At 63.7% G+C, this 18,277-nt stretch carries 13 protein-coding genes and 4 pseudogenes; 7 read left to right on the forward strand and 10 right to left on the reverse strand.

The genetic code is table 11. The features are described from left to right. Positions 1-105: 105 nt before the first annotated feature. Positions 106-663 (forward strand): annotated as a pseudogene (locus MET2598_RS0122860) (IS66 family transposase); the annotation flags it as partial. 20 nt (positions 664-683) lie between these two features. On the opposite strand, the gene MET2598_RS0122865 reads toward MET2598_RS0122860, so the two are convergent. The 3 genes from MET2598_RS0122865 to MET2598_RS0122880 all read right to left on the reverse strand — a co-directional run bounded on the left by MET2598_RS0122865 (position 684) and on the right by MET2598_RS0122880 (position 3,866). Beyond that, positions 684-1,388, reverse strand: coding sequence for a glutathione S-transferase family protein (locus tag MET2598_RS0122865; protein ID WP_236728791.1), 705 nt, complete (start codon positions 1,386-1,388; stop codon positions 684-686). 60 nt (positions 1,389-1,448) lie between these two features. Next, on the reverse strand, positions 1,449-2,831 hold the full coding sequence (locus tag MET2598_RS0122870; RefSeq protein WP_026190898.1) for an NAD(P)/FAD-dependent oxidoreductase: 1,383 nt from the start codon (positions 2,829-2,831) through the stop codon (positions 1,449-1,451). Positions 2,832-3,653: 822 nt separating this feature from the next. Then, positions 3,654-3,866: a hypothetical protein gene (locus tag MET2598_RS0122880; protein WP_012330949.1), complete on the reverse strand. Its 213-nt coding sequence runs from the start codon at positions 3,864-3,866 to the stop codon at positions 3,654-3,656. A gap of 201 nt (positions 3,867-4,067) precedes the next feature. On the opposite strand from MET2598_RS0122880, the gene MET2598_RS0122885 reads away from it, so the two are divergent. Continuing rightward, entirely contained in the window at positions 4,068-4,580 is a 513-nt protein-coding gene (locus MET2598_RS0122885; RefSeq protein ID WP_018262502.1) for a MucR family transcriptional regulator, read from the forward strand. 589 nt (positions 4,581-5,169) lie between these two features. On the opposite strand, the gene MET2598_RS0122895 is transcribed toward MET2598_RS0122885, so the two are convergent. Beyond that, positions 5,170-6,162 (reverse strand): catalase family peroxidase, encoded by a 993-nt coding sequence (locus MET2598_RS0122895; protein ID WP_018262503.1) that lies wholly within the window; start codon positions 6,160-6,162, stop codon positions 5,170-5,172. A gap of 399 nt (positions 6,163-6,561) precedes the next feature. After that, positions 6,562-6,756, reverse strand: coding sequence for a DUF6880 family protein (locus MET2598_RS41485; protein WP_150108575.1), 195 nt, complete (start codon positions 6,754-6,756; stop codon positions 6,562-6,564). A gap of 336 nt (positions 6,757-7,092) precedes the next feature. Here MET2598_RS41485 and MET2598_RS0122905 point away from each other — a divergent pair, with 336 nt between their 5' ends. Further along, positions 7,093-8,421 (forward strand): MFS transporter, encoded by a 1,329-nt coding sequence (locus MET2598_RS0122905; RefSeq protein WP_012330945.1) that lies wholly within the window; start codon positions 7,093-7,095, stop codon positions 8,419-8,421. Between the two features lie 438 nt (positions 8,422-8,859). After that, positions 8,860-9,382, forward strand: a pseudogene (locus MET2598_RS37205) (IS66 family transposase); the annotation flags it as partial. Positions 9,383-9,921: 539 nt separating this feature from the next. On the opposite strand, the gene MET2598_RS41490 reads toward MET2598_RS37205, so the two are convergent. Together MET2598_RS41490 and MET2598_RS0122915 are read right to left on the reverse strand one after the other, a co-directional pair. After that, complete coding sequence (locus MET2598_RS41490) at positions 9,922-10,407, reverse strand: hypothetical protein (protein ID WP_157182247.1); 486 nt, start codon at positions 10,405-10,407, stop codon at positions 9,922-9,924. 86 nt (positions 10,408-10,493) lie between these two features. Next, on the reverse strand, positions 10,494-11,474 hold the full coding sequence (locus MET2598_RS0122915; protein WP_018262505.1) for a histone deacetylase family protein: 981 nt from the start codon (positions 11,472-11,474) through the stop codon (positions 10,494-10,496). Between the two features lie 431 nt (positions 11,475-11,905). On the opposite strand from MET2598_RS0122915, the gene MET2598_RS42300 reads away from it, so the two are divergent. Beyond that, a complete protein-coding gene (locus MET2598_RS42300) occupies positions 11,906-12,115 on the forward strand; it encodes a hypothetical protein (RefSeq protein ID WP_198293085.1) in 210 nt (69 codons plus the stop codon). Here MET2598_RS42300 and MET2598_RS39775 read toward each other — a convergent pair. Beyond that, positions 12,087-12,500 (reverse strand): GFA family protein, encoded by a 414-nt coding sequence (locus MET2598_RS39775; protein WP_084673921.1) that lies wholly within the window; start codon positions 12,498-12,500, stop codon positions 12,087-12,089. The two genes, MET2598_RS42300 and MET2598_RS39775, sit on opposite strands and share 29 nt — an antisense overlap. An 885-nt stretch (positions 12,501-13,385) precedes the next feature. On the opposite strand from MET2598_RS39775, the pseudogene MET2598_RS37210 reads away from it, so the two are divergent. Together MET2598_RS37210 and MET2598_RS37215 are read left to right on the forward strand one after the other, a co-directional pair. Continuing rightward, positions 13,386-13,892, forward strand: a pseudogene (locus MET2598_RS37210) (IS630 family transposase); the annotation flags it as partial. Positions 13,893-14,787: 895 nt separating this feature from the next. Continuing rightward, a pseudogene (locus tag MET2598_RS37215) lies at positions 14,788-15,424 on the forward strand (recombinase family protein). Between the two features lie 50 nt (positions 15,425-15,474). On the opposite strand, the gene MET2598_RS0122930 reads toward MET2598_RS37215, so the two are convergent. Continuing rightward, complete coding sequence (locus MET2598_RS0122930; RefSeq protein ID WP_236728793.1) at positions 15,475-15,657, reverse strand: hypothetical protein; 183 nt, start codon at positions 15,655-15,657, stop codon at positions 15,475-15,477. Positions 15,658-16,766: 1,109 nt separating this feature from the next. Then, positions 16,767-18,179 (reverse strand): FG-GAP-like repeat-containing protein, encoded by a 1,413-nt coding sequence (locus tag MET2598_RS39785; RefSeq protein ID WP_084673922.1) that lies wholly within the window; start codon positions 18,177-18,179, stop codon positions 16,767-16,769. Positions 18,180-18,277 lie beyond the last annotated feature (98 nt).

The following is an 18,277-nucleotide window of genomic DNA, read 5'->3' on the forward strand; positions in this document are numbered from 1 at the left end:
CGGCACGGCTTCCGCTCACCGGCGGCTATTCGGGCCGCGCAGCTTCCACCTGCGGCTCTCGCCGCATAGGGTTCAAACCGGTGTCTCACAATCCGCGGGCGGTACAAGGGCGGGCTGCCCACCGACGACCTCGTCGCGCAGGTCCTCGTCTCCAAGTTCGCCGATCACCTGCCGCTCTACCGGCAGGCGTAGATCCTCGCCCGCCAAGGCGTTTACCTCGACCGCTCGACCCTGGCCGACTGGGTCGGGCGCGCCGCCTTCCCGCTGCGGCCGGTGCACGCGCGGTTGCTGGAGCAGCTGAGGGCCTCGGGCAAGCTGTTCGCGGACGAGACCACCGCGCCGGTGCTCGACCCGGGTCGAGGTCGCACGAAGACGGGGCAGCTTGACGGGCGAGTCGAGATCGACTCGAAGGTGGTCGAGCGCACGATCCGGCCCCCGACCTTGACGAGAAAGAATGCCCTGTTTGCCGGCTCGGATGGCGGGGCGGAGCACTGGGCGGTGATCGCCTCACTGGTCGAGACGTGCAAGCTCGCCGGCGTCGAGCCGCGCGGCTACCTCGCTGACGTGATCTCCCGCATCGTCGAGGGGCATCCCAACAGCCGCCGCGACGAGCTGCTGCCCTGGGTCTACCCCGCCATGCCCACCGCCAAGGCCGTGGCCTGAGAACACCGGATACGCTCGGATCAGAGTTTCGGCAATTGAGTCATTCTGCGCAGCCGCTCCACGTACGCAACGACATTGTCATGCTCGCTGATCATGGATCGAAACGGTCCAGGAAGAGGCGTGTAAAATCCATTCGCGAGAAAACCGTAGACAGTTGCATCGAACGAAGAGACTCTCTCTCCGAGAAGAAATGGCTTATCAACCAGAATTCCAGCAAGCGCTGATATGTCCCGTCTGCCCAGCTCATAAATCTCCTCAGCAGGTCTAAGTGATAAGCCAACGCCGCGAAGCCGCCGGCGGTAGTCGCGGCGTAGCGCAGCGGCGAAAACTGGTCGGATTAGGGCCGGCAGAGCACCGAGCACTACCGGCTTGTAGATCCTCCAGACATCGTCTTCGAACCAGCGGCTGTACACACCGATCCAGTAATTCCCGCCTTCGAGCATCCGGCTGACCGCGTGACCGATGGCCGCTTGCTCGGGGCCGAGCCACCCGTCCAGCCTGTCACCGTACTTCGCCTTGACATGCTCGATGATGCGCTGGCTGTCGGCAACGATCACACCGTCGTCGTCGATGTAGGGCAACTGCTTGCGCGGTGCACGGCGGAACTCGGCCAGACCGGTGCGGCCCTCGTAGGGGAGACCAGCCAGCCGGAGATAGGCCTGGACCTTGGCGCAGAAGGGGCTCGGGTCGAACCCCCACGCATCGCTGAAGTGGTACAGAATCACGGCTTGAGCCCTCGCACGCATGTAATCAGGTGCTTCGTCCTCCCAGACCCGGCAATCAGATCAAGGTATCTGGGCGCGATCTAAGCCTAATCGGTGCGCCTGAAGTGGCGAGTTTCCGCCCTGATCGGCTAAGGGCCTGAGAATCCGCCAGATCAACTTCGGTGAAAACAAATCACTTGGAGGCGCCAAGAGGTTCACGACTTCGAAGAATTTGCGGCAGACCAGGGGATCGCAGGAAGCTACCGCATGAACGCGCTCCAGGTACCTGTTCACCAGCGCGGTCCCGGGTGGACGCTTCCCTTCGATCTCCGGAAACCGGAGATCTTCGGCCGTCGCGATGGTCCAGGGAATGTCGACGATCCGGCGAGTTCGCGCGTAGAAGCGCCGCGCCAAACCCTCGCGACCGCTCGCCAAAACGTCATCAAGCGCCTGTGCCTCGCTGGCCGCGACGGTCATGCCCTGGCCGTAGATGGGATTGAAGCTGCAGAGTGCATCGCCCAGCACGAGGTACCCGCCCGGGAAGCGGCGCATTCGCTCGTACAGCCGCCGTCGATTGGCTGGGAATCGGAATTGTTGGATCCCCGTCAGGGGGCAAGCGGAGGTGACGATATCGTAGAGCGCCGACACCGGCAGGCTCGCGGCGAAGCGGTTCCAGCCCTCCTCGTCGGTCGGGGGGTGATCACCGGCGCTGCCGCCGAGCGTGACGATCCAGCGGTCGCCCTCCACGCCCATGAGGCCGCCCATGCGCTTCCCCGCAGGCGGCGTCGACGCGATGATAGCGCCGAAGGAGCCGTACAACTCTCCCGGTCGCCGCCGGAAGACGCGCGTGGCGTACCCGACGTCGACCGATACCGCAGCCTCTTGTGGGCGACCGTAGCCCCACTGCTCAAGCCATTTGGGTGATTGAGAGCCTCGCCCACTCGCATCGACGACCAGATCAGCTCGGATCTCCTCAGCGGCAGGAAACCCGTGCCTCTCCACGACGAGGCCGACAACGCTGCCGGTCGCGGGATCGAACTTCGGCTGCTTCGCTTCCGCGTGCAGCAGGTCGACATTCGGCAGCGCCGTGACCCGGCGGCGGATGGCAGTCTCCAGACTGGGACGGCTCACGACCATGCCAGGCAGCCCGGCATCGTGGCGCAGCTTCCAGCGGCCGTACTGAAACCAGAGAAAGTCCCCCGCGACATCGCCGCGAGGCGCGCCGAGCGCCTCCAACTCGTCCATCATGTCCGGGAAATACGCATCCAGGATGCGGTACCCACCTGCGAGCAGCCCGTGCGCGTGGGCACCCTGCGGCACGCCTTTGCGCACGGCGGGCTCGTCCGGCAGGGTATCGCGCTCGACGAGCGTGACGCGGTCGAAATGCTGTCTGAGAACTCGTGCGGCGAGCAACCCCGCTATGCTGGCTCCGAGTACAACTGCGGACGATGGAGCTTTCGCCATGTCGCACTCCCACAGGCCGTACAGCTCGTATGTGAAGCGCCAGCTCGACGCTCTTCAGCAGCCCGGGTCTGCCTGGCGCCAAGCCTACGCTACTTGGCAACGCATGTTCATGCATACCATATTTGCATGAAGACCGGGTGCGACGTCAAACAGCGATTGAGGCGCACACCTCGGCCAACCGGAGCGAGAGAACGGACGAACGCCACTCCAGTTCTGCTCTATCTGCTTGTGTCTACAAGGAAAGCGTTCATATAGACTCACGTCCGCACGTCGCAGGCAACTCACGCGGACGGCATTTTGAGCCCTGCTGTTTCTGTCTCCATGAGTATACCTGGTCAGATCGTCTGCGCTGCACAAAGGTAAGGGCCGCGACCAAGCGAACCCGCCAGCAGAGGTGGCGTAGGGGGCTTAGCAGGCTCCCCAAGACCTTCTCACGGCGATGCCCAGCTCAGGCCAGGAGCAAGTCCGAGCTGACCAGCGCGAGCTTGCCCGCGAGCTGGATCTTGAGCTCCGCCCCGTTGGCGGCATTGCCGTCCAGATCAGCCTGCACGTAGGCTTGGCCCGCGTCCTGATACCAGGTGACCGCATTCGTGATGGACCGAGAGGCACGATCGCGGCCAGAGCATTTTCCGACGAAGTGGATGCCGGTTCGTCGCGGACAATGCGGCAAGATCAAAGACCGAGAGCAGTACCTGATTGCAACGTGATCGGGTGCTGCTCGAGCGCAGGCGATGCAGGTCGTGCCGGCAGCGCAGGTCGAGGCACACGCCGAGGAGCAGCGCTCGGTCCACAGGCGCGTTCCGCGCTCCTGTGTCCATGCGTTCAGCCGGCTACTCGCTCCCGCGCCGCAGCGGCGCGTGATTGCTTGGCTTCGGCCTCCGTTGCCCAGGCCGCCAGCGCCACCTGCTGGGGTACCGTCTCCTCCATCCCCCACCAGATCGTTTCGCCGTTGCTCATCTTGGCGTAGCGGACCAGCCCGTACGTGCCCATCTCGACGATCCGTCCGGGACTCCATGCCTTGTCCAAGATACCCATCTGCACGGCTCCTTGACTGGGACCCACCCACGAACGGCGAACCCGATCCATAAGTTCACTCGGGCTTGGGATTTTGCTCTTCATCAAGTCACGGCCGGTACCCGCAGGATCTGCCGCCGAATTTCCTGTCGATCCCAGATTCACCGCATTGACCAAATGCTCTGTCGAGTCCAGGAGTTGGTGTCCGCCAGGGATCAACAAATGACCGGCCCCGTCTCCAGCAGCTCTCTAGAACTCACGAGCGACATCGTCTCTGCGTACGTAGCGAACAACAGCGTGCGGGTGACTGATCTGCCCGCCCTGCTCACGCGCGTATACGAGGCACTCGGCAACGTGCTGAACCCGCCGCCTCCGGCCGTTGAGGAGGCGCCGAAGGCGACTCCTGCTCAGATCAAGAAGTCCATCACGCCAGATGCCCTAATCAGCTTCATCGATGGCAAGCCCTATAAATCGCTGAAGCGGCACCTGACCGGCCACGGAATGACGCCCGCCGAGTACCGGGAGAAGTTCGGGCTGCCGCCGACGTACCCGATGGTGCCGGAAAACTACGCCAAGGCGCGTTCCGCGCTCGCGAAGGCCCTCGGCCTCGGCCAGATCCGGCGCGATCGGGCCGCCGCGAATGCAGCCACCTCGGATGCAAGCGGGAGCAAGCCGGCCAAGCGCGGGAGGCCGCGCAGGCCCAAGGCCGGCAGGTCCAAGGCCGCAGTCGAGTAGGTGCGGAGCTCGTTCCGATCGCGACAGGCCGCGCGCAAGCGCAGCCTGTCACTCGTCTCGGCCCTCCTCGTATTGGTCGGCGTGCTGATCGCGACCGTTGGGATGGTTCTCGCAAGCCAAGACCTCGTCGGCGCGTGGCTGGCGGTCCTGCGCTGATCTGCTGTGGCCTCCCGCCCGTCCTTGCGGATCGTCGGCACCTTGGAGAACACCCAACCATCGCGTCCCCCGGAACGTTGCCGAACGTCTCCTGTTGGTCACGCAGGACAACAATCGCAGATCACCACGATCGGGAGCGGACGCATCATGAGAGCAACCGGACGGGCAGTCCTCCTCGGCGCGGCGCTTCTCACCAGTCTGGCAGGAAGCGCTGGAGCGGCGGAGGACCAGGGAGCCGCCAAGTCGCCGGCCCGAGACCGAAGCGAGGCCGGCACGCCCACGGGGAGCGTAGGTGCGGGCGGCCTGTCCGGCTCGGGTGCCACGAAGAACGGCGCCCGCACCGGCGCCCCGGACACGAACCGCCCCGCCGGAACCTCCGCCCCAGCCGCCGGAACCGCGCGCTAAGCGCAGCGGCACCCGCGGTGTCCGGCGCCTACTGCGAGCGTCGGCTGAACGACACTGCGTAGGCTTGGACGCGCGCATCGATGAGGGGATCGTCCGAGACCTCGATACCCTCGGTGAGTGCGTTCGGCATGAACAGCAGCGCCTTCTCGGCCTCTGCGCTGTCCGGCACAGCCTTGGTGACCGTCAGGGTGCCAAGGTCGACCATCTTCCGGCTCTCCGGCCACGGCTTCGTGGCGTCGTTGGTTGGGTCGCCTGCCTCGGCAAGTTGCGCCAGTACTCGGAACTTCGCGGGCTCCTTGGCGATGCGAGGGCCAATCTCAGCCATCAGGTAGTTCGGATCTCGCTTGGCCGCCTCCTCAGCGGACAGGATCTCCTCGCCCTGGGCGGGCACGAACCGGAAGCGGAACGGCTGCCGCGTGCCGTGCTTGTCCACGAAGATGAAGGCGTTCACGCCGTTGTATGTCTGTCGGGCGAAGCTCGACGGGGTCTTGGCCGTCTTGCCGGCCGTGGCAGCGGCGGGGTGGGTGGCGACGAAGCGCTCCAGCGCGGTCGGCTTCTTCGCATCGGGCCCGCTCTCGGACACCGCCATCAGCAGGTCGCGGAACTCCTCACCTGTAGCAACAGGGAAGTAGGCAAGGGAGTTTGCGACGACGTCCATGTCCGACCCGTCGCCGAGCTTGAACTTGAGCGCCATGCCATGGGGATTAGCGTTAGCCGCGCCATCCGCAATCGTTGGGACGCCGGTCGCGTCCGAGAAGCGGATGGTCACTGGCACGGCCGTCCCCTTGAAGAGGGACGCCTTGCTGATCGTTGCCGCGTCGGCCGACGGGGTGAAGCTGCCCTCGGCGACCACGCCCTTGGCGTGGTTGGCCCGCTTGCCCGGGTGCTTGCCGAACAAGGTGTTCATCACGTCGATGGTCTGCTCGGCTGTCGAGGCGTCCTGTGCCACGGCCGGGAGGCCCATGACGAGAGGCAGCATGACGCCCGCGACCAGGGCATGCCCGCATCGTGAGACCAACATCCGTTCCTCTCCGGTCGTGAGGCGACCCGTGCGATGGGCCGCCCCGGCGAAATGGAACCCTTACGATCCAGGGCAAGCGCACGTGGCTTGAGTTTCGGTGGATGCACAAGCGGTTACCACAGGCCGGATCGCGACGTTCGCCCAGCAATTTGCATCCGTAGAGCGGACGGTCGCAAATCCATCTGTTCCGGTCTCACGTCTCTGGTTCACCAAGCAGCCTGAAAGCGGACCTCCTCAGGACCGCCTGGGGTCGGAAGCAGCCCCTCGCGGCAGGTATCAAGCGTCAGATTTGGACCACTAGAGCAGTACCCGATCATGTTGCAATCGGGTACTGCTCTAGGTCTTTGATCTTGCCGCATTTTCTGCGACGAACCGGCATCCACTTCGTCGGAAAATGCTCTAGCAACATTGGTGAAGTGAGGTGCTTGCCAATCTGGGCAGCGATGCTGTCTCCCTGGCTTCTGCTGCAAATTCGAGACGCAGGCGCCGCTTCACCTGAGCGTTCTCGTCTGCGAGTTCGATGAGGATCTTCGCGAGGCGCTCGGCGCCGAGTGCCGTCAGATTGGCAACGCTCACCGTCTTCTTGGACGCCATGCCGTTCACCTCCTCGCTCAGGCAGGAGGGTAGCGTGGCTTGAGCAGCCCGCGTCTCGGCCCACCAAGCAGGGCAGAGTGCCCCACCGCTCGCATGAGCACGCACTGGAGAGACGGCAAGGAGCAAGTGCTCCCTGGGGCTCATCACGCTCCCAATGTCGACGAGCAACTTGGTGCCTTGGAACGGCGTCGCGGCTTCCGGTTTGATCTGCGGCTCCGTCCTCCCCGTGTGCGCGGTCCGGCGCAGATCTCAGCACTCGCCTCCGCCCAAATCTCTGGTAGGAAACCACGGAGTCTCAGATCTGCAACAATACAAGAGCAAGGGAGGGAGTTCGTCATGGAAGAGATCGAGACCAGAGCCATTCGCAGAGTCATGTGGCGCCTGATGCCGTTCCTATTTGTCTGCTATTTTGTCGCTTATCTAGATCGGGTGAATGTTGGCTTCGCTAAGTTACAAATGAATGCGGCCATCGGGCTGTCGGAGTCTGCTTACGGCTTCGGGGCCGGTCTCTTTTTCATTGCCTATTTCCTGCTGGAGGTGCCTTCCAACCTCGCTCTGGACAAGTTCGGAGCGCGGTTGTGGATCGCTCGCATTATGCTGAGCTGGGGCATCATCTCCGCCATGTTTGCCTTCATTGCTCCGATTTCGAAGGCAACTGGGGTCTCAAGCGAGTGGGTGTTCTACATCCTGCGCTTCTTGCTCGGCATCGCCGAGGCGGGCTTCTTCCCCGGCATCATCTTCTATCTCACGCTCTGGTTTCCCTCCGTCTACCGCGCCCGTGTGGTGGCGCTGTTCATGCTGGCCATCCCCTTCTCCTCGATCGTCGGTGCGCCAGTATCGGGGGCCCTGCTGAACGTCACCGGCGCCGGGCTCGACGGTTGGCAGTGGCTGTTCATCCTCGAGGCCCTGCCGTCGATCGTGATGGCGCTCGCGGTCATTCTCTACCTCACTGATCGGCCGGCCCTCGCGGCTTGGCTGCCGGATGACGAGAAGGCATGGCTCGAGGCGCGCCTCGAGGCAGAGCGCAAGCAGAAGACCGCCGTCGAGCACCTCAGCATTGGCAAGGCGCTCTCCGATCCGCGGGTGCTGGCGTGCTCGTTCGTCTACTTTTGCCTGAACGCGGCCAGCTACGGGGTCGCGTTCTTCCTGCCCACCATCGTCAAGGGCTTCGGCGTCAGCAACTTCCAGACCGGCCTGCTCTCCGCGCTGCCGTTCGTGTTCGGCGCGGTCGGGATGGTTCTCCTGGGCCGCAACTCCGATCGCACGCTGAAGCGTCGGGAGCATGTGTGCTTTGCCATGGTCCTCGCCGCTGTCGGTGTCGCGGGCGCAGGGCTGGTCTCGAGCCCGGTCCTGGTGCTTGGTTTGTTGTGCCTGAGCCAGATCGGGGTGTCAGCGACGCCACCGCTTCTGTGGCCGATCCCGAGCGCCTTTCTGACGGGCACCTCGGCCGCGGCCGGGATAGCGGCAATCAACTCGATCGGCAATCTGTCCGGCTTCGCGGGGCCTTACGTAATGGGCTATCTCAAAGATCTGACGGGCAACTTCACCGCCGGGTTGCTTGTCCTGGGCGGCTGCACCCTCGCCGGGGGCATCGTCGCGATGACGTTGAGGGTCAACAGGGATTTGGAGGCCGCCGAGGCCAACAAGCCCGTCCTGGCGGAGTGACCGCGGGAGGGCTGAGGCCGAGGCCGGGGGCCTTGCTGAACCCGCCCAGGCCGGGCGCGAAGAACCGGTCGCGGATCCCTGACGCGGCAAGCGTTGAGAGAGCGCCGCCGCGATCGGGCGCCCTGGCCACCGGCTTGAGTTGATGCTGGTGGCCAGGGCCAGCCTATCGAGCCTCGCAGGATGCGTGGACGATAGAGGGCTGCGCGGCGGAGACGAGCGTCGGCCGCGCAGTATCTCTCAGGTCTAAGTGTAGGCTGGAGCGTCGACGGCGACCGGCCCGACCGGCCGCCAGGGGGGCGCCGCGGCCGGTGAGGCGCCGCTTCAGGTCCTGGAACCCGAGATAGAGCGCGAGTCCGCGGCCCCGCAGCCCCGGCAGCGCCTTCGAGCCGAGGCCGGTCCAGGGCAGGAACGGGGTGCGGCGGATGCAGGTGTGGACCCTCGGACGAGACTGGCGTCCGGATCGAAGGCAGCAACGCGTACCGTCGGGTGTTCCGCTCGGACGAAGCGGTGGTGCATCAGGCCGCCCCGACGCGGGCTGCCTCCATCGTGCACGCGATGATGGACGGGCACCGGCCCGCGGTGTGGATCTCTGACCGCTACACCGCCCAGCAGGGCCACGGCGTGCGGCACCAGACCTGCCTGGCGCATCTGGCTCGTGACGTCGCCTACGCGGTCGAGGTGAGCGACGACCCGGTGCCGCTGCGCCTGCAACTGTGGCTCGGGTCGGTGTTCAGCCTGGCCGAGCGCGTCACCGATCTGGCCGCCTCGACGCTCTCGGCCAAGCGCCGGTCGCTGGAGCGGCCGGTCGCTGGAGCGGCGGCTGTCGGACATCCTGTCCGCCCCGAGCCGGCGCGCGATGTGGGCGGCCAAGGGTGAGGCAGACGTGCGCACGGTCGTCGACACCGCCCGCCTCTCGGGGACCGGCACCTTCGCCACCCTCCTCAAGACCATCGGCGCCTGATCGCCTCCCGCATCGGCCCATACATCGCAAGCAAGCTCAGCCGGCTCCGACACCGGGCCGGACCCCCCCTGGGTAATTACCAGCAGCCAGGCGAAATAGCTCTCGGCAGCGCAACAGGGGCAGCGAGCCGGGTTTGCCATCGAACGTTAGAACCCCCGGCCCGCCGGCAGCACTGGCTCCTGATGAGGTCAGAAGACGCAGCGCTGCGATCCGATCATGCGCGCAGCCGCGACGTCGTCGTTGAGCTAGAGCAACGGTCGCGCCCGCGATCGACGCGGCGCGGGCGCGCGCGCTGCAGGTGGAAGGGCTCGGCCCAGCCGAGATCGCCCGGCGGCTCGGGATCGCGCGAACCGGGACCTATCAGCTCCCTGGCCTGATCCGGGCTGGACGCCGGCTACAGACCTCAAGGTTGGCCGGAGACGGGCTTTTCGCCTCCGGCCGCCCCCTTAATCGGCAGACTCGCGGGCTTCCTCGTGGATCAGGTCTGACGCTCGATACCCACGCGCGAGGTCCGCTACGGCTGGATTTTGTTGAAAAACTTAGAGGTGACGTCTGAAGCGTCGCCCTATGCTGCGCACAAGGCACCCATAAATTCGGACGTAAAACGCAGGCCCTTCCGTGGTCGACCCATGAGAGGTAGAGCATTTCGTCTTGAACAATGACAATACCGCCAACCCGGCCAGCGGATGGGTGATGAAGAGGCTTCGAACGTGCCACAGGCTGTAAGTGAAAACTGCCTCACTCACTTCGGTGTAAGTGCCGTGACTTCCCAGAAAATAGTGTCCGTTTACGATCTTGCCATTTCCAGCGTCGCCCCCGAGAAAAGCAGCTGCGATACTAAACGCAATGAAATTCGTCGCGCCGACTGCGATAAGACCGAGAAGCACGGCCAATTTGATCTTTTCATTGCTCTGGTTCATACCGTCAACGGTGTCGATCCGCGCTGTCTCGGGGGAAATCTGTTTCATAATCAAATTATGCACACGATACGCGTCGGTGAGCAAAGCCGCTGTGATCATCAGCACAAAGGGACGTCCGCGAATGCAGCTTCGTCCCGTGCTGTACGCGTGGACTGAAGCAGCCTTATCGTCTTCCGTTATTATCGGCCATCTCAGGCAGAAGCCTGGGCCCGCGAGTCTTCCCAGTACCCGATAGAACGCGAGGGAGGGGCCATCAGGGCCGCGACGTGGGCCTCCGCCGACCTCGCCAAGCCGATCAGATCATAGCCGCCCTCCAGCAGTGATACCATGCGCCCCCCACTCACCTGGTCGGCGATGTCTACGAGCCGCTGTGTCGCCCAGCCGAAATCTGCTTCTGTGAGGTTCAGGTCCGACAACGGGTCCCGCCAATGCGCGTCGAACCCGGCCGAGATCAGGATAAGGTCTGGGCGAAAGGCCCTGATCCTGGGCAGCACCGCCACATCGAGGGACTCGCGGAACATCGTGCCGTCAGCACCGGGAGGGAGTGGCACATTCACGACCGTGTCGTGTTCGCCGCGCTCGGACACAGCCCCCGAACCCGGGTAGAGAGGCCACTGATGCGTCGAGCAGAAGAGGACGCTCGCGTCGCTCCAGAAGATCTCCTGGGTTCCGTCCCCGTGATGGGCATCCCAGTCCACGATGGCGATCCGCGCGGCGCCGTGGACGGCCTGAGCGTGGCGGGCTGCGACGGCGACGTTGTTGAAGAAGCAGAAGCCCGTGGCGCGCGCGCGCCCGGCATGGTGGCCAGGCGGACGCATGGCCGAGAAGGCGTTCCGCACCTGTCCGGTCATGACCTCGTCGACCGCTTGCACGGCAGCGCCGGCACTGCGCAGGACCGCCTCCAAGGTGCCCGGCGAGGCAGGCGTGTCGTCATCCGCCAGCACACAGTCGCCCCGCCTGAGGCCCTCGATCATGGCTGCGACATAGGCTTCGTCATGCGCGCGGATCAGGGCCGTGCGCGCGACGAGCGGCGACTGCTCTCGGACCAAGCCCGCGAAGCGCTCCTGTTCCAGGGTTCGCTCGACGACCCGGATGCGATCCGCCCGCTCGGGATGGCCCAGAGGCGCAAGATGAGCCAGTGCGGCTGCATGCGTCAGGTGCAGCGTCGTCATTCAGACCCTCCCCGGTTGCCTTCGCCCTGCGCTTTTCCTCACGGGGCGCTCGTGGCCGTTTGCCTTTGCTCCGTAGGCCGAGAGCTTCTCATCGCTCAGCTTCGGGGCTCGACCGAGTAGCACTCTGACAAGGCGTCACGGCACTGTCGTTGAGCTGGGTCAGCCCCCCGAGCGCGTTCCAGCCTCGCGCTTACGCGAACGGGACGCCTCGCGCATGAGGTCCGGTAGGATGAAAGAAGGCCGCTCCTGAGGAGCGGCCTGAGGTCGGGGAGGAGATCGCGAAGAGTCCTGCCACGCTGCGGTGTGCGCCACTTGACCCGGTGGGCCTCTGCCTAGACCAGCGGGGACGACGGCGGCTTCTGACCTCAGCCGCCTCGAAAGCCTCACGATCCCAGCCACGCTTACCGACGGCTCAGCAGCGGGGAGCGCTCGTGGCCCAGGTCCGCGTTCTCGACCCGATCACCGGCTGCGTCGTGGTCATCGTCGTCCCGGACTGGAGCGGCATCGACGTTTCGGTCTGTCTCGGCGGCCTCGCCGCTCCTGGGTTATTCCAAGGGACACGATCTCGACGTGAAGCCCGGGGCGGCCCGCGCGTAACCAACCTTTCAGCTGTCAGCTCGGATTTCCTGGATATTGCGTAGTACCGTCTGGGATAGCTACCCAGGGAAGCTTTTCGGCAACCCAAATGTGCACCGACGGGGCGAGCCATGTCGCGTCATCAAGCGTTCCTGCCTTGATGAATGCAACCGGTCCATAGGCTGCGCCATGACTGTAGATATGCGAGCCGCAGCTACTGCAGTAGTAGCGGTAAAACGGCTGCCCGCTCGCGCCGCTGTGGTCAATATAGGACCGCAATGCGTCACCCTGTGTGGTGAGACTATCTTGAGGTATCGCCACGTTCATGGAGAAGGCTGATCCAGAATTCTTCTGGCAGGTTTTGCAGTGACATATGACCTGCATGGCCGGTTCAGCCTCGGACCGGTAGCGAACGGCACCGCAGAGGCACCCACCTTCGATCCTAGCCATAGCCTTCCCTCATCGCTCTCTGCGGCGCAAAAATCGACCTACTCTCAATTCAACTCTGCAATGTTCATAGTTACAAGACAGGGCCTCTGACCTAATTATCGGCCGCGGTCCGAGTAGAGTGTGTCGGGCCGTCCCACGAGAGTCCGCCGCGGGCCCGCTGAGCGGCTGCGTTGGCCGTAGCGAAGGCGGGCAAGGGAGTCACGGCCGAACCGCCCTTGCACCGGCCGGCACCGTAGCCCGCGCGGTGGCCCGGAAGGCCGAGCCGGGGACCTCGATCCGCTCAAAGAACCCGGGGGCTTCAAGAGCCGCGAGCGCGACGCGATCGACCACGAAGGCCCGCCCGAGCTGGCCCGGGGCGGAGTGGTAGCGCGCCAGGACGGCTTGCGGATGTGCTGAAACAGCTCAGCGGCCGGGTCCGGCCTGCACAGCGAGCTCGGCCGCCAGCTACAGCAACCGGCCCGCCTGAGGTCTTGGGCGGTCAATCGGTCGCTGTCTTCGCCCGCTCGAACCTGCGACGACGCGAGCGGGCGGTCTCGGAATTCGGGGCGGCGGCCCGGAGATCTCATCCCGGAGCATCGGGCCGCCGCCGTGCCGGCTGGGTGTTCAGCCTAGCAGGTGAGAGGGTTGGCTGGGATGGTTAGCGAAGTCTTACCCGCAGCAGAACGCCCGGCGGCTGCGCCCTGCCGCCGGGCGTCTGTTCGGACCCAACTCATGAGACACCACAGTAGCCCAACCCGCGCCCGTTTGAGCCGTTCAATCGGGGCTTTTCAGACGAGCGTTAAACGACGTGAGCTAGAGCATTTTCCGACGAAGTGGATGCCGGTTCGTCGCAGAAAATGCGGCAAGATCAAAGACCTAGAGCAGTACCCGATTGCAACGTGATCGGGTGCTGCTCTAGTCGAGATTATGCGCAGGACCGGGGCATCAAAGATCTGCGTCTGGCGCTGGCAGAAGCGGTCCGCCGCGGCAAGGGTCGAACGCTTTCCGCGGGACAAGACCCGGCCCTCTCGCGTGCCGCCCAGCGGGCAGGACGTCATCAACCGTGTGGTGGCGGTGACCGCGACTGAGCCCCCGCAGGAGGCCACGCACTGGACGGCCGCCGCCATGGCCAAGGCGATCGGGATCAGCGTCTCGTCCGTCCAACGCATCTGGAAAGCGCACGGGCTCGCGCCGCACCGCTTGCAGCAGTTTAAGCTCTCCCCCGACCCTGACTTCGTGCCAAAGCTGCGCGCCGTGGTCGGCCTCTCGGTCGACCCGCCTGCCCATGCGGTCGTGCTGTCGGTCGACGACAAGAGCCAGATCCAGGTCCTCGACCGCAGCCAGCCCAGTCTGCCGACGAAGCCCGGCCGCGCCGGCACCACGACCCACAACTACAAACGCCACGGCACGACGATCCAAGGCGAATTATTTTATACTTGGTGCTCTAGAGGCTGGCTCGGTCGGCATGAGGCTGCCTCTCAATTCTTCGACACTTGGTCAGCGTATTTGTTATGGCGGCGTTTCAAGGAATGCCCTTTCGACATTATCGGAAACGTTAAGTTCGTTAAGGAACCAATCTGCTGCACTCGTCACACGATCGATTGGTGAAATCTTTGGTGTAAGAAGAGTGTTTATGCTGTAAACCTTGAGTTAGGCTGCATCAGGTGGCCCTTTTCTGCGCGGTCGGGAGTGCGCGGCTCCGTCCGGCAGCCTACGTATTCGACACCGAGCTAATACGCATGTTTGGTTTATGGAAACTTAATCCTTATACCGAAGTTTCATGAAATTAACTGCACGATCAAATATGGCCATAACGACTGCCTGACTTTGGGAGCGTTGCACTATGTAGCAGGTTTACGGCAGAGTAGGTTGTGTAGTCACACCGACATGCCGTCCTACCTAAGAGGCTGGGCTACTTGTTGAGTATGCACGCTCTCTGGCGCCGGGAACCCTATCGATGCACGATCCGATCAAGGCTGAAGCACATGACGCGACTGACAATTCATCAGAGCGAAGCGAGAGAATTCGAGAGCATATTAGAAAAATTATAAGAAAAGCCATAGATAAACAAGACAGAAATGCAAAATAATAACTGCGAGATCGATAAAATTTGCCATGCAGTGTGTCGATCGATCTCATCATGGAGCCATTGCGGGGATGACTGCCCGGCTCCCGACATGCCCGCATCGGTTCTGGATGGGTCTGCCCCCGGAGAACCAGCCCGGAGCTGGTTCAAGAAGGCCCGCTTGACCATTCAAAGCGAACCGCCGCTCAGTGAACCATCCATAGCGGACCGATCGGCCCGCCTGTGCACCTCCTCCGGGCCTCCACCGACGAGCAGGACGCCCAGCGCGCCCGTCAGCAGCTCGAAGCCTTCGCCGCCGAGCGGGGGCTCCGGATCGCCGCGTGGTACGCCGAGACCGAGAGCGGCGCCTGCCTCGAGCGCCCGGCCCTGTTCCGCCTGCTCGCCGATGCCCACCCCGGCGACGTGCTTGCTCACCGAGCAGGTCGACCGGCTCTCCCGCCTCACGGTAGCGGACTGGGAGCGGCTGGAGCGCGAGATCGCTGACCGGCGCATCCGCGTGGTCGCCCTCGACCCGCCGACGAGCTGGATGACGGCGGCGGGCAACGGCAACGCGTTCACGGCCCGGATGTTCGAGGCGGTCAACGGGATGATGCTGGACGTGCTCGCGGCGGTGGCGCGCAAGGACGACGAGGACCGGCGCCGCCGGCAGGCTCAGGGGCAGGCGCGGGCGAAGGCGCAGGGCCTGTACCGGGGGCCGGGTCGAGGACACGGAGCGCAACGCAGGCATCGCCGCGATGCTCACCGCCGGGCTGACGTGGTCTCTCAGGTTCAGGCGGCGGCCGGGTGCAGCCGGGCCCGCATCGCCAAGATCGCCAAGCGGGTCGCGGCGGGGCGACGCCGCCCCGCGGCCCCGCCGTGATCGCCGCAACCTACTGCGTCAGCTCCCGGTGACCGCGCAGTCCGCTGCACTCAGAAGCCGACGGAGTCGCCCGGCCGAGGCATGCCGCACCGCTTCGACCAGATCAGCTTACCCGATCCGTCCAGCAGCATGACCACCCCGTCAGACTGCGAGAACAGTTCGCGAGCCCGGGCTGCGGCGGCTGCAAACGCTTCCTCTTTGGTGGCGACACCCAGATCCTCATGATCGGTCACGACACCCGCGCCGTCCGGCCGCGGCCAGAGGAGCCAGAGCTCGAAGTGCGACGTGGGGCAACCACAGGACATGTCGCCAGTGTGCTCACAGTGACACACTGGGGGCAACGTTCTGTGCTGAGTTTGTCGCACCGACCGGGGTTGATCCACAGCCGACTGCACCTCACGGTGCGTGATCGGGACAGCTTGGCAGTTAATAATCCGAGGCACTTAAGGTCGTCGATCGGACCGTGTGCAACCTGATTACTGACCATGTATGTGTGCGACCTGATCATGAATTAGGCCGCCAATCCGAGTTGCCAAATCACCCGACGACCGGTATGGCCAGTCTCAAGAAGCATAAGGGGGCGGAGATGATCGCAGAAACGATAGCAAGCATCGGCCTTCTCAGCACCGCGAGTGCAAGCCTTGCTATAATCATGCTTCTACTGCACTAAGTATAACCGTAGCTCATCTGTGTTTTAACCAAAGTTTAACGGGTCGAATTGGCGCGCTTACCGCCGCGTTTGTCTTCCCCGACCGCGTGTCGCGGCAGCGTGGCTTTCGTGACCTCCGCCCGCCGGACCACACGCCACGTGCCGCCACCGGCCGACCCCGCACCGCCGGGGCTGCTCCTCGACGATGCACCCCAGCGATTGCTTCGACGGTTCGCCGGCCTGAGCGCCCGCGCTCGACGGGAGCGTGAGGATGAGCTGGCGCCTTACCTCGACCGCGCGGCTCTCCTCGCGGTTGCGCTCTCAGCACGGGCCGATCCCACTCCGCGCAATCTCGGTTCGCGCATCCCCGCCGAAACCGCTCCAGGGCGCCCTGCAGGCCTCAATCGGCCGTGCCGAATGACGTGGTCGCAGATCCAGGCGACCGGGTGCAGCCGGGCGCACCTCGCCGAGATCGCCAAGCGGATGGCTTCATAAACCCGCTTACCCGTCCCGCGCCGCCTCGCGCGGGGATGAATACAACCGTGTTCCGAGCGAGACAACTCATCGTTGGTGAAGGCGGGTGTGATGGGCCGGTGGAGCGCAACTCAGCTTGCCGCAGTCACCGGCATGTAAAGCGCAACCTCGTGTGACCTGCAGGGCCAAGTCGGTCCTGCAGGTCACACGTGAGATGAATTAGGCAACAGCAGTCCAATTCGAGGCGATCGTCCCGATATTTGGCGCTGATGCGACCTGACCACTGCTGTTGAGCTGCCGCTCGTTTACGTGCCCGGCTGTGTCCCGCCACATCAAGTCAGTTCGGCTGTCACCGTTATAGTCGCCCGTCCCGATCAGCGACCACTCCGAGCCAATCGTGCCAATATTAGGTGCCGAGGACGCCCGACCGTTGCTGCCCATCAGCCACTCATTCACGTGGCCGGCCGCATCTCGCCAGAGCAGATCACTGGTGCCGTCGCCGTTGAAGTCGCCCGTTCCCAGCAATGTCCACTCGCCGCCGATCGTGCCGATGGTGGGTGCCGAGGACACCTGACCGTTGCTGCCCATCAGCCATTCGTTGACGTGCCCGGCCGTATCCTGCCAGAGGATGTCGCTGATGCCGTCCCCGTTGAGATCGGCCACGCCTTTCACGGTCCACTCAGAGCCAACAGTTCCGATGTTGGGAGCCGAGGTGACCTTGCCATCGCTGCCGAGCAGCCATTCGTTGACGTGCCCGGCCGTATCGCGCCAAAGGATGTCGGACCGGCCATCTCCGTTCAGGTCACCGATGCCCTGCACCGACCATTCGGAACCGATGGTTCCGATGTTGGGCGCGGACGTGACCTGACCGTTACTGCCCATCAGCCATTCGTTGATGTGCCCGGCCGTATCCTGCCACAGAATATCGGTTTTATCATCCCCGTTGAAATCCCCATTGCCTCTAATGCTCCACTCAGAACCAACGGTTCCGATGTTTGGAGTTGAAATAATCTGGCCATTGCTGCCGAGCAGCCATGCGTTAATGTGACCGGCTGTATCGTGCCAGAGCACATCGGTTGTTCCGTCGCTGTTAAAATCACCACCTAGTCTGGTCGTGGTCGTGAGAGCAGCCCCATATAGCGCCCTGATAGCATCTATATCTGATGTCACAGGATTTGTGACAGACGAATTTAGAAATGTGTTCATGACTGCCGGTGAGGCGTCGTAGTGCCCTATGCCAATGGCATGCCCAATTTCGTGCAAGGCAACATCATAAAGGTTAAAGCCGTCGCTGCTCAATATACTTCCGTTTGACGCGGTCCAGTGCTCTCCGCTGTCGAATTGAATTGTTGCCGACTGAAAATTCTGCCCGGAAAATGTGTAATTTGTCTGTCCAAGAATCCTGTCTAGCCCATCTATATAGTTGTCGCTAATAGCTATGTTGGCGCCAGCCATATGGTCAACCTGCTGGAAGCGAATGTTTCCGTATTGAGACCACTTCGAGAAGGCGGCTTGTATTACGGGAGCAAATGAACCTGGTACAGTATTATCAACTGACCAAGTTACGATACCCCCGCTTGAGCCGTATGATCCGCCGCCCCATCGAGGACCTTCCAAAACGTAATCAACCATAGGGTACCCTCCACGGCCTCCAGAAATGACGTCATCTCCGCCAAATTTTGCGTAAATTTCATGGCGTGCGGCTGCGTTTGGCTGTCTCGGCCGGTCTC

The organism is Methylobacterium sp. WSM2598 (assembly GCF_000379105.1).
Taxonomy (GTDB): Bacteria; Pseudomonadota; Alphaproteobacteria; order Rhizobiales; family Beijerinckiaceae; genus Methylobacterium.

Excerpts from the sequence above, each read along its gene's own strand:
- MET2598_RS0122870 (WP_026190898.1), bottom strand. The coding sequence starts at position 2,831 with ATGGCGAAAGCTCCATCGTCCGCAGTTGTACTCGGAGCCAGCATAGCG.
- MET2598_RS0122880 (WP_012330949.1), bottom strand. The coding sequence starts at position 3,866 with ATGGGTATCTTGGACAAGGCATGGAGTCCCGGACGGATCGTCGAGATG.
- MET2598_RS0122885 (WP_018262502.1), top strand. The coding sequence starts at position 4,068 with ATGACCGGCCCCGTCTCCAGCAGCTCTCTAGAACTCACGAGCGACATC.
- MET2598_RS0122895 (WP_018262503.1), bottom strand. The coding sequence starts at position 6,162 with ATGTTGGTCTCACGATGCGGGCATGCCCTGGTCGCGGGCGTCATGCTG.
- MET2598_RS41485 (WP_150108575.1), bottom strand. The coding sequence starts at position 6,756 with ATGGCGTCCAAGAAGACGGTGAGCGTTGCCAATCTGACGGCACTCGGC.
- MET2598_RS0122905 (WP_012330945.1), top strand. The coding sequence starts at position 7,093 with ATGGAAGAGATCGAGACCAGAGCCATTCGCAGAGTCATGTGGCGCCTG.
- MET2598_RS0122915 (WP_018262505.1), bottom strand. The coding sequence starts at position 11,474 with ATGACGACGCTGCACCTGACGCATGCAGCCGCACTGGCTCATCTTGCG.
- MET2598_RS39775 (WP_084673921.1), bottom strand. The coding sequence starts at position 12,500 with ATGGCTAGGATCGAAGGTGGGTGCCTCTGCGGTGCCGTTCGCTACCGG.
- MET2598_RS39785 (WP_084673922.1), bottom strand. The coding sequence starts at position 18,179 with ATGGTTGATTACGTTTTGGAAGGTCCTCGATGGGGCGGCGGATCATAC.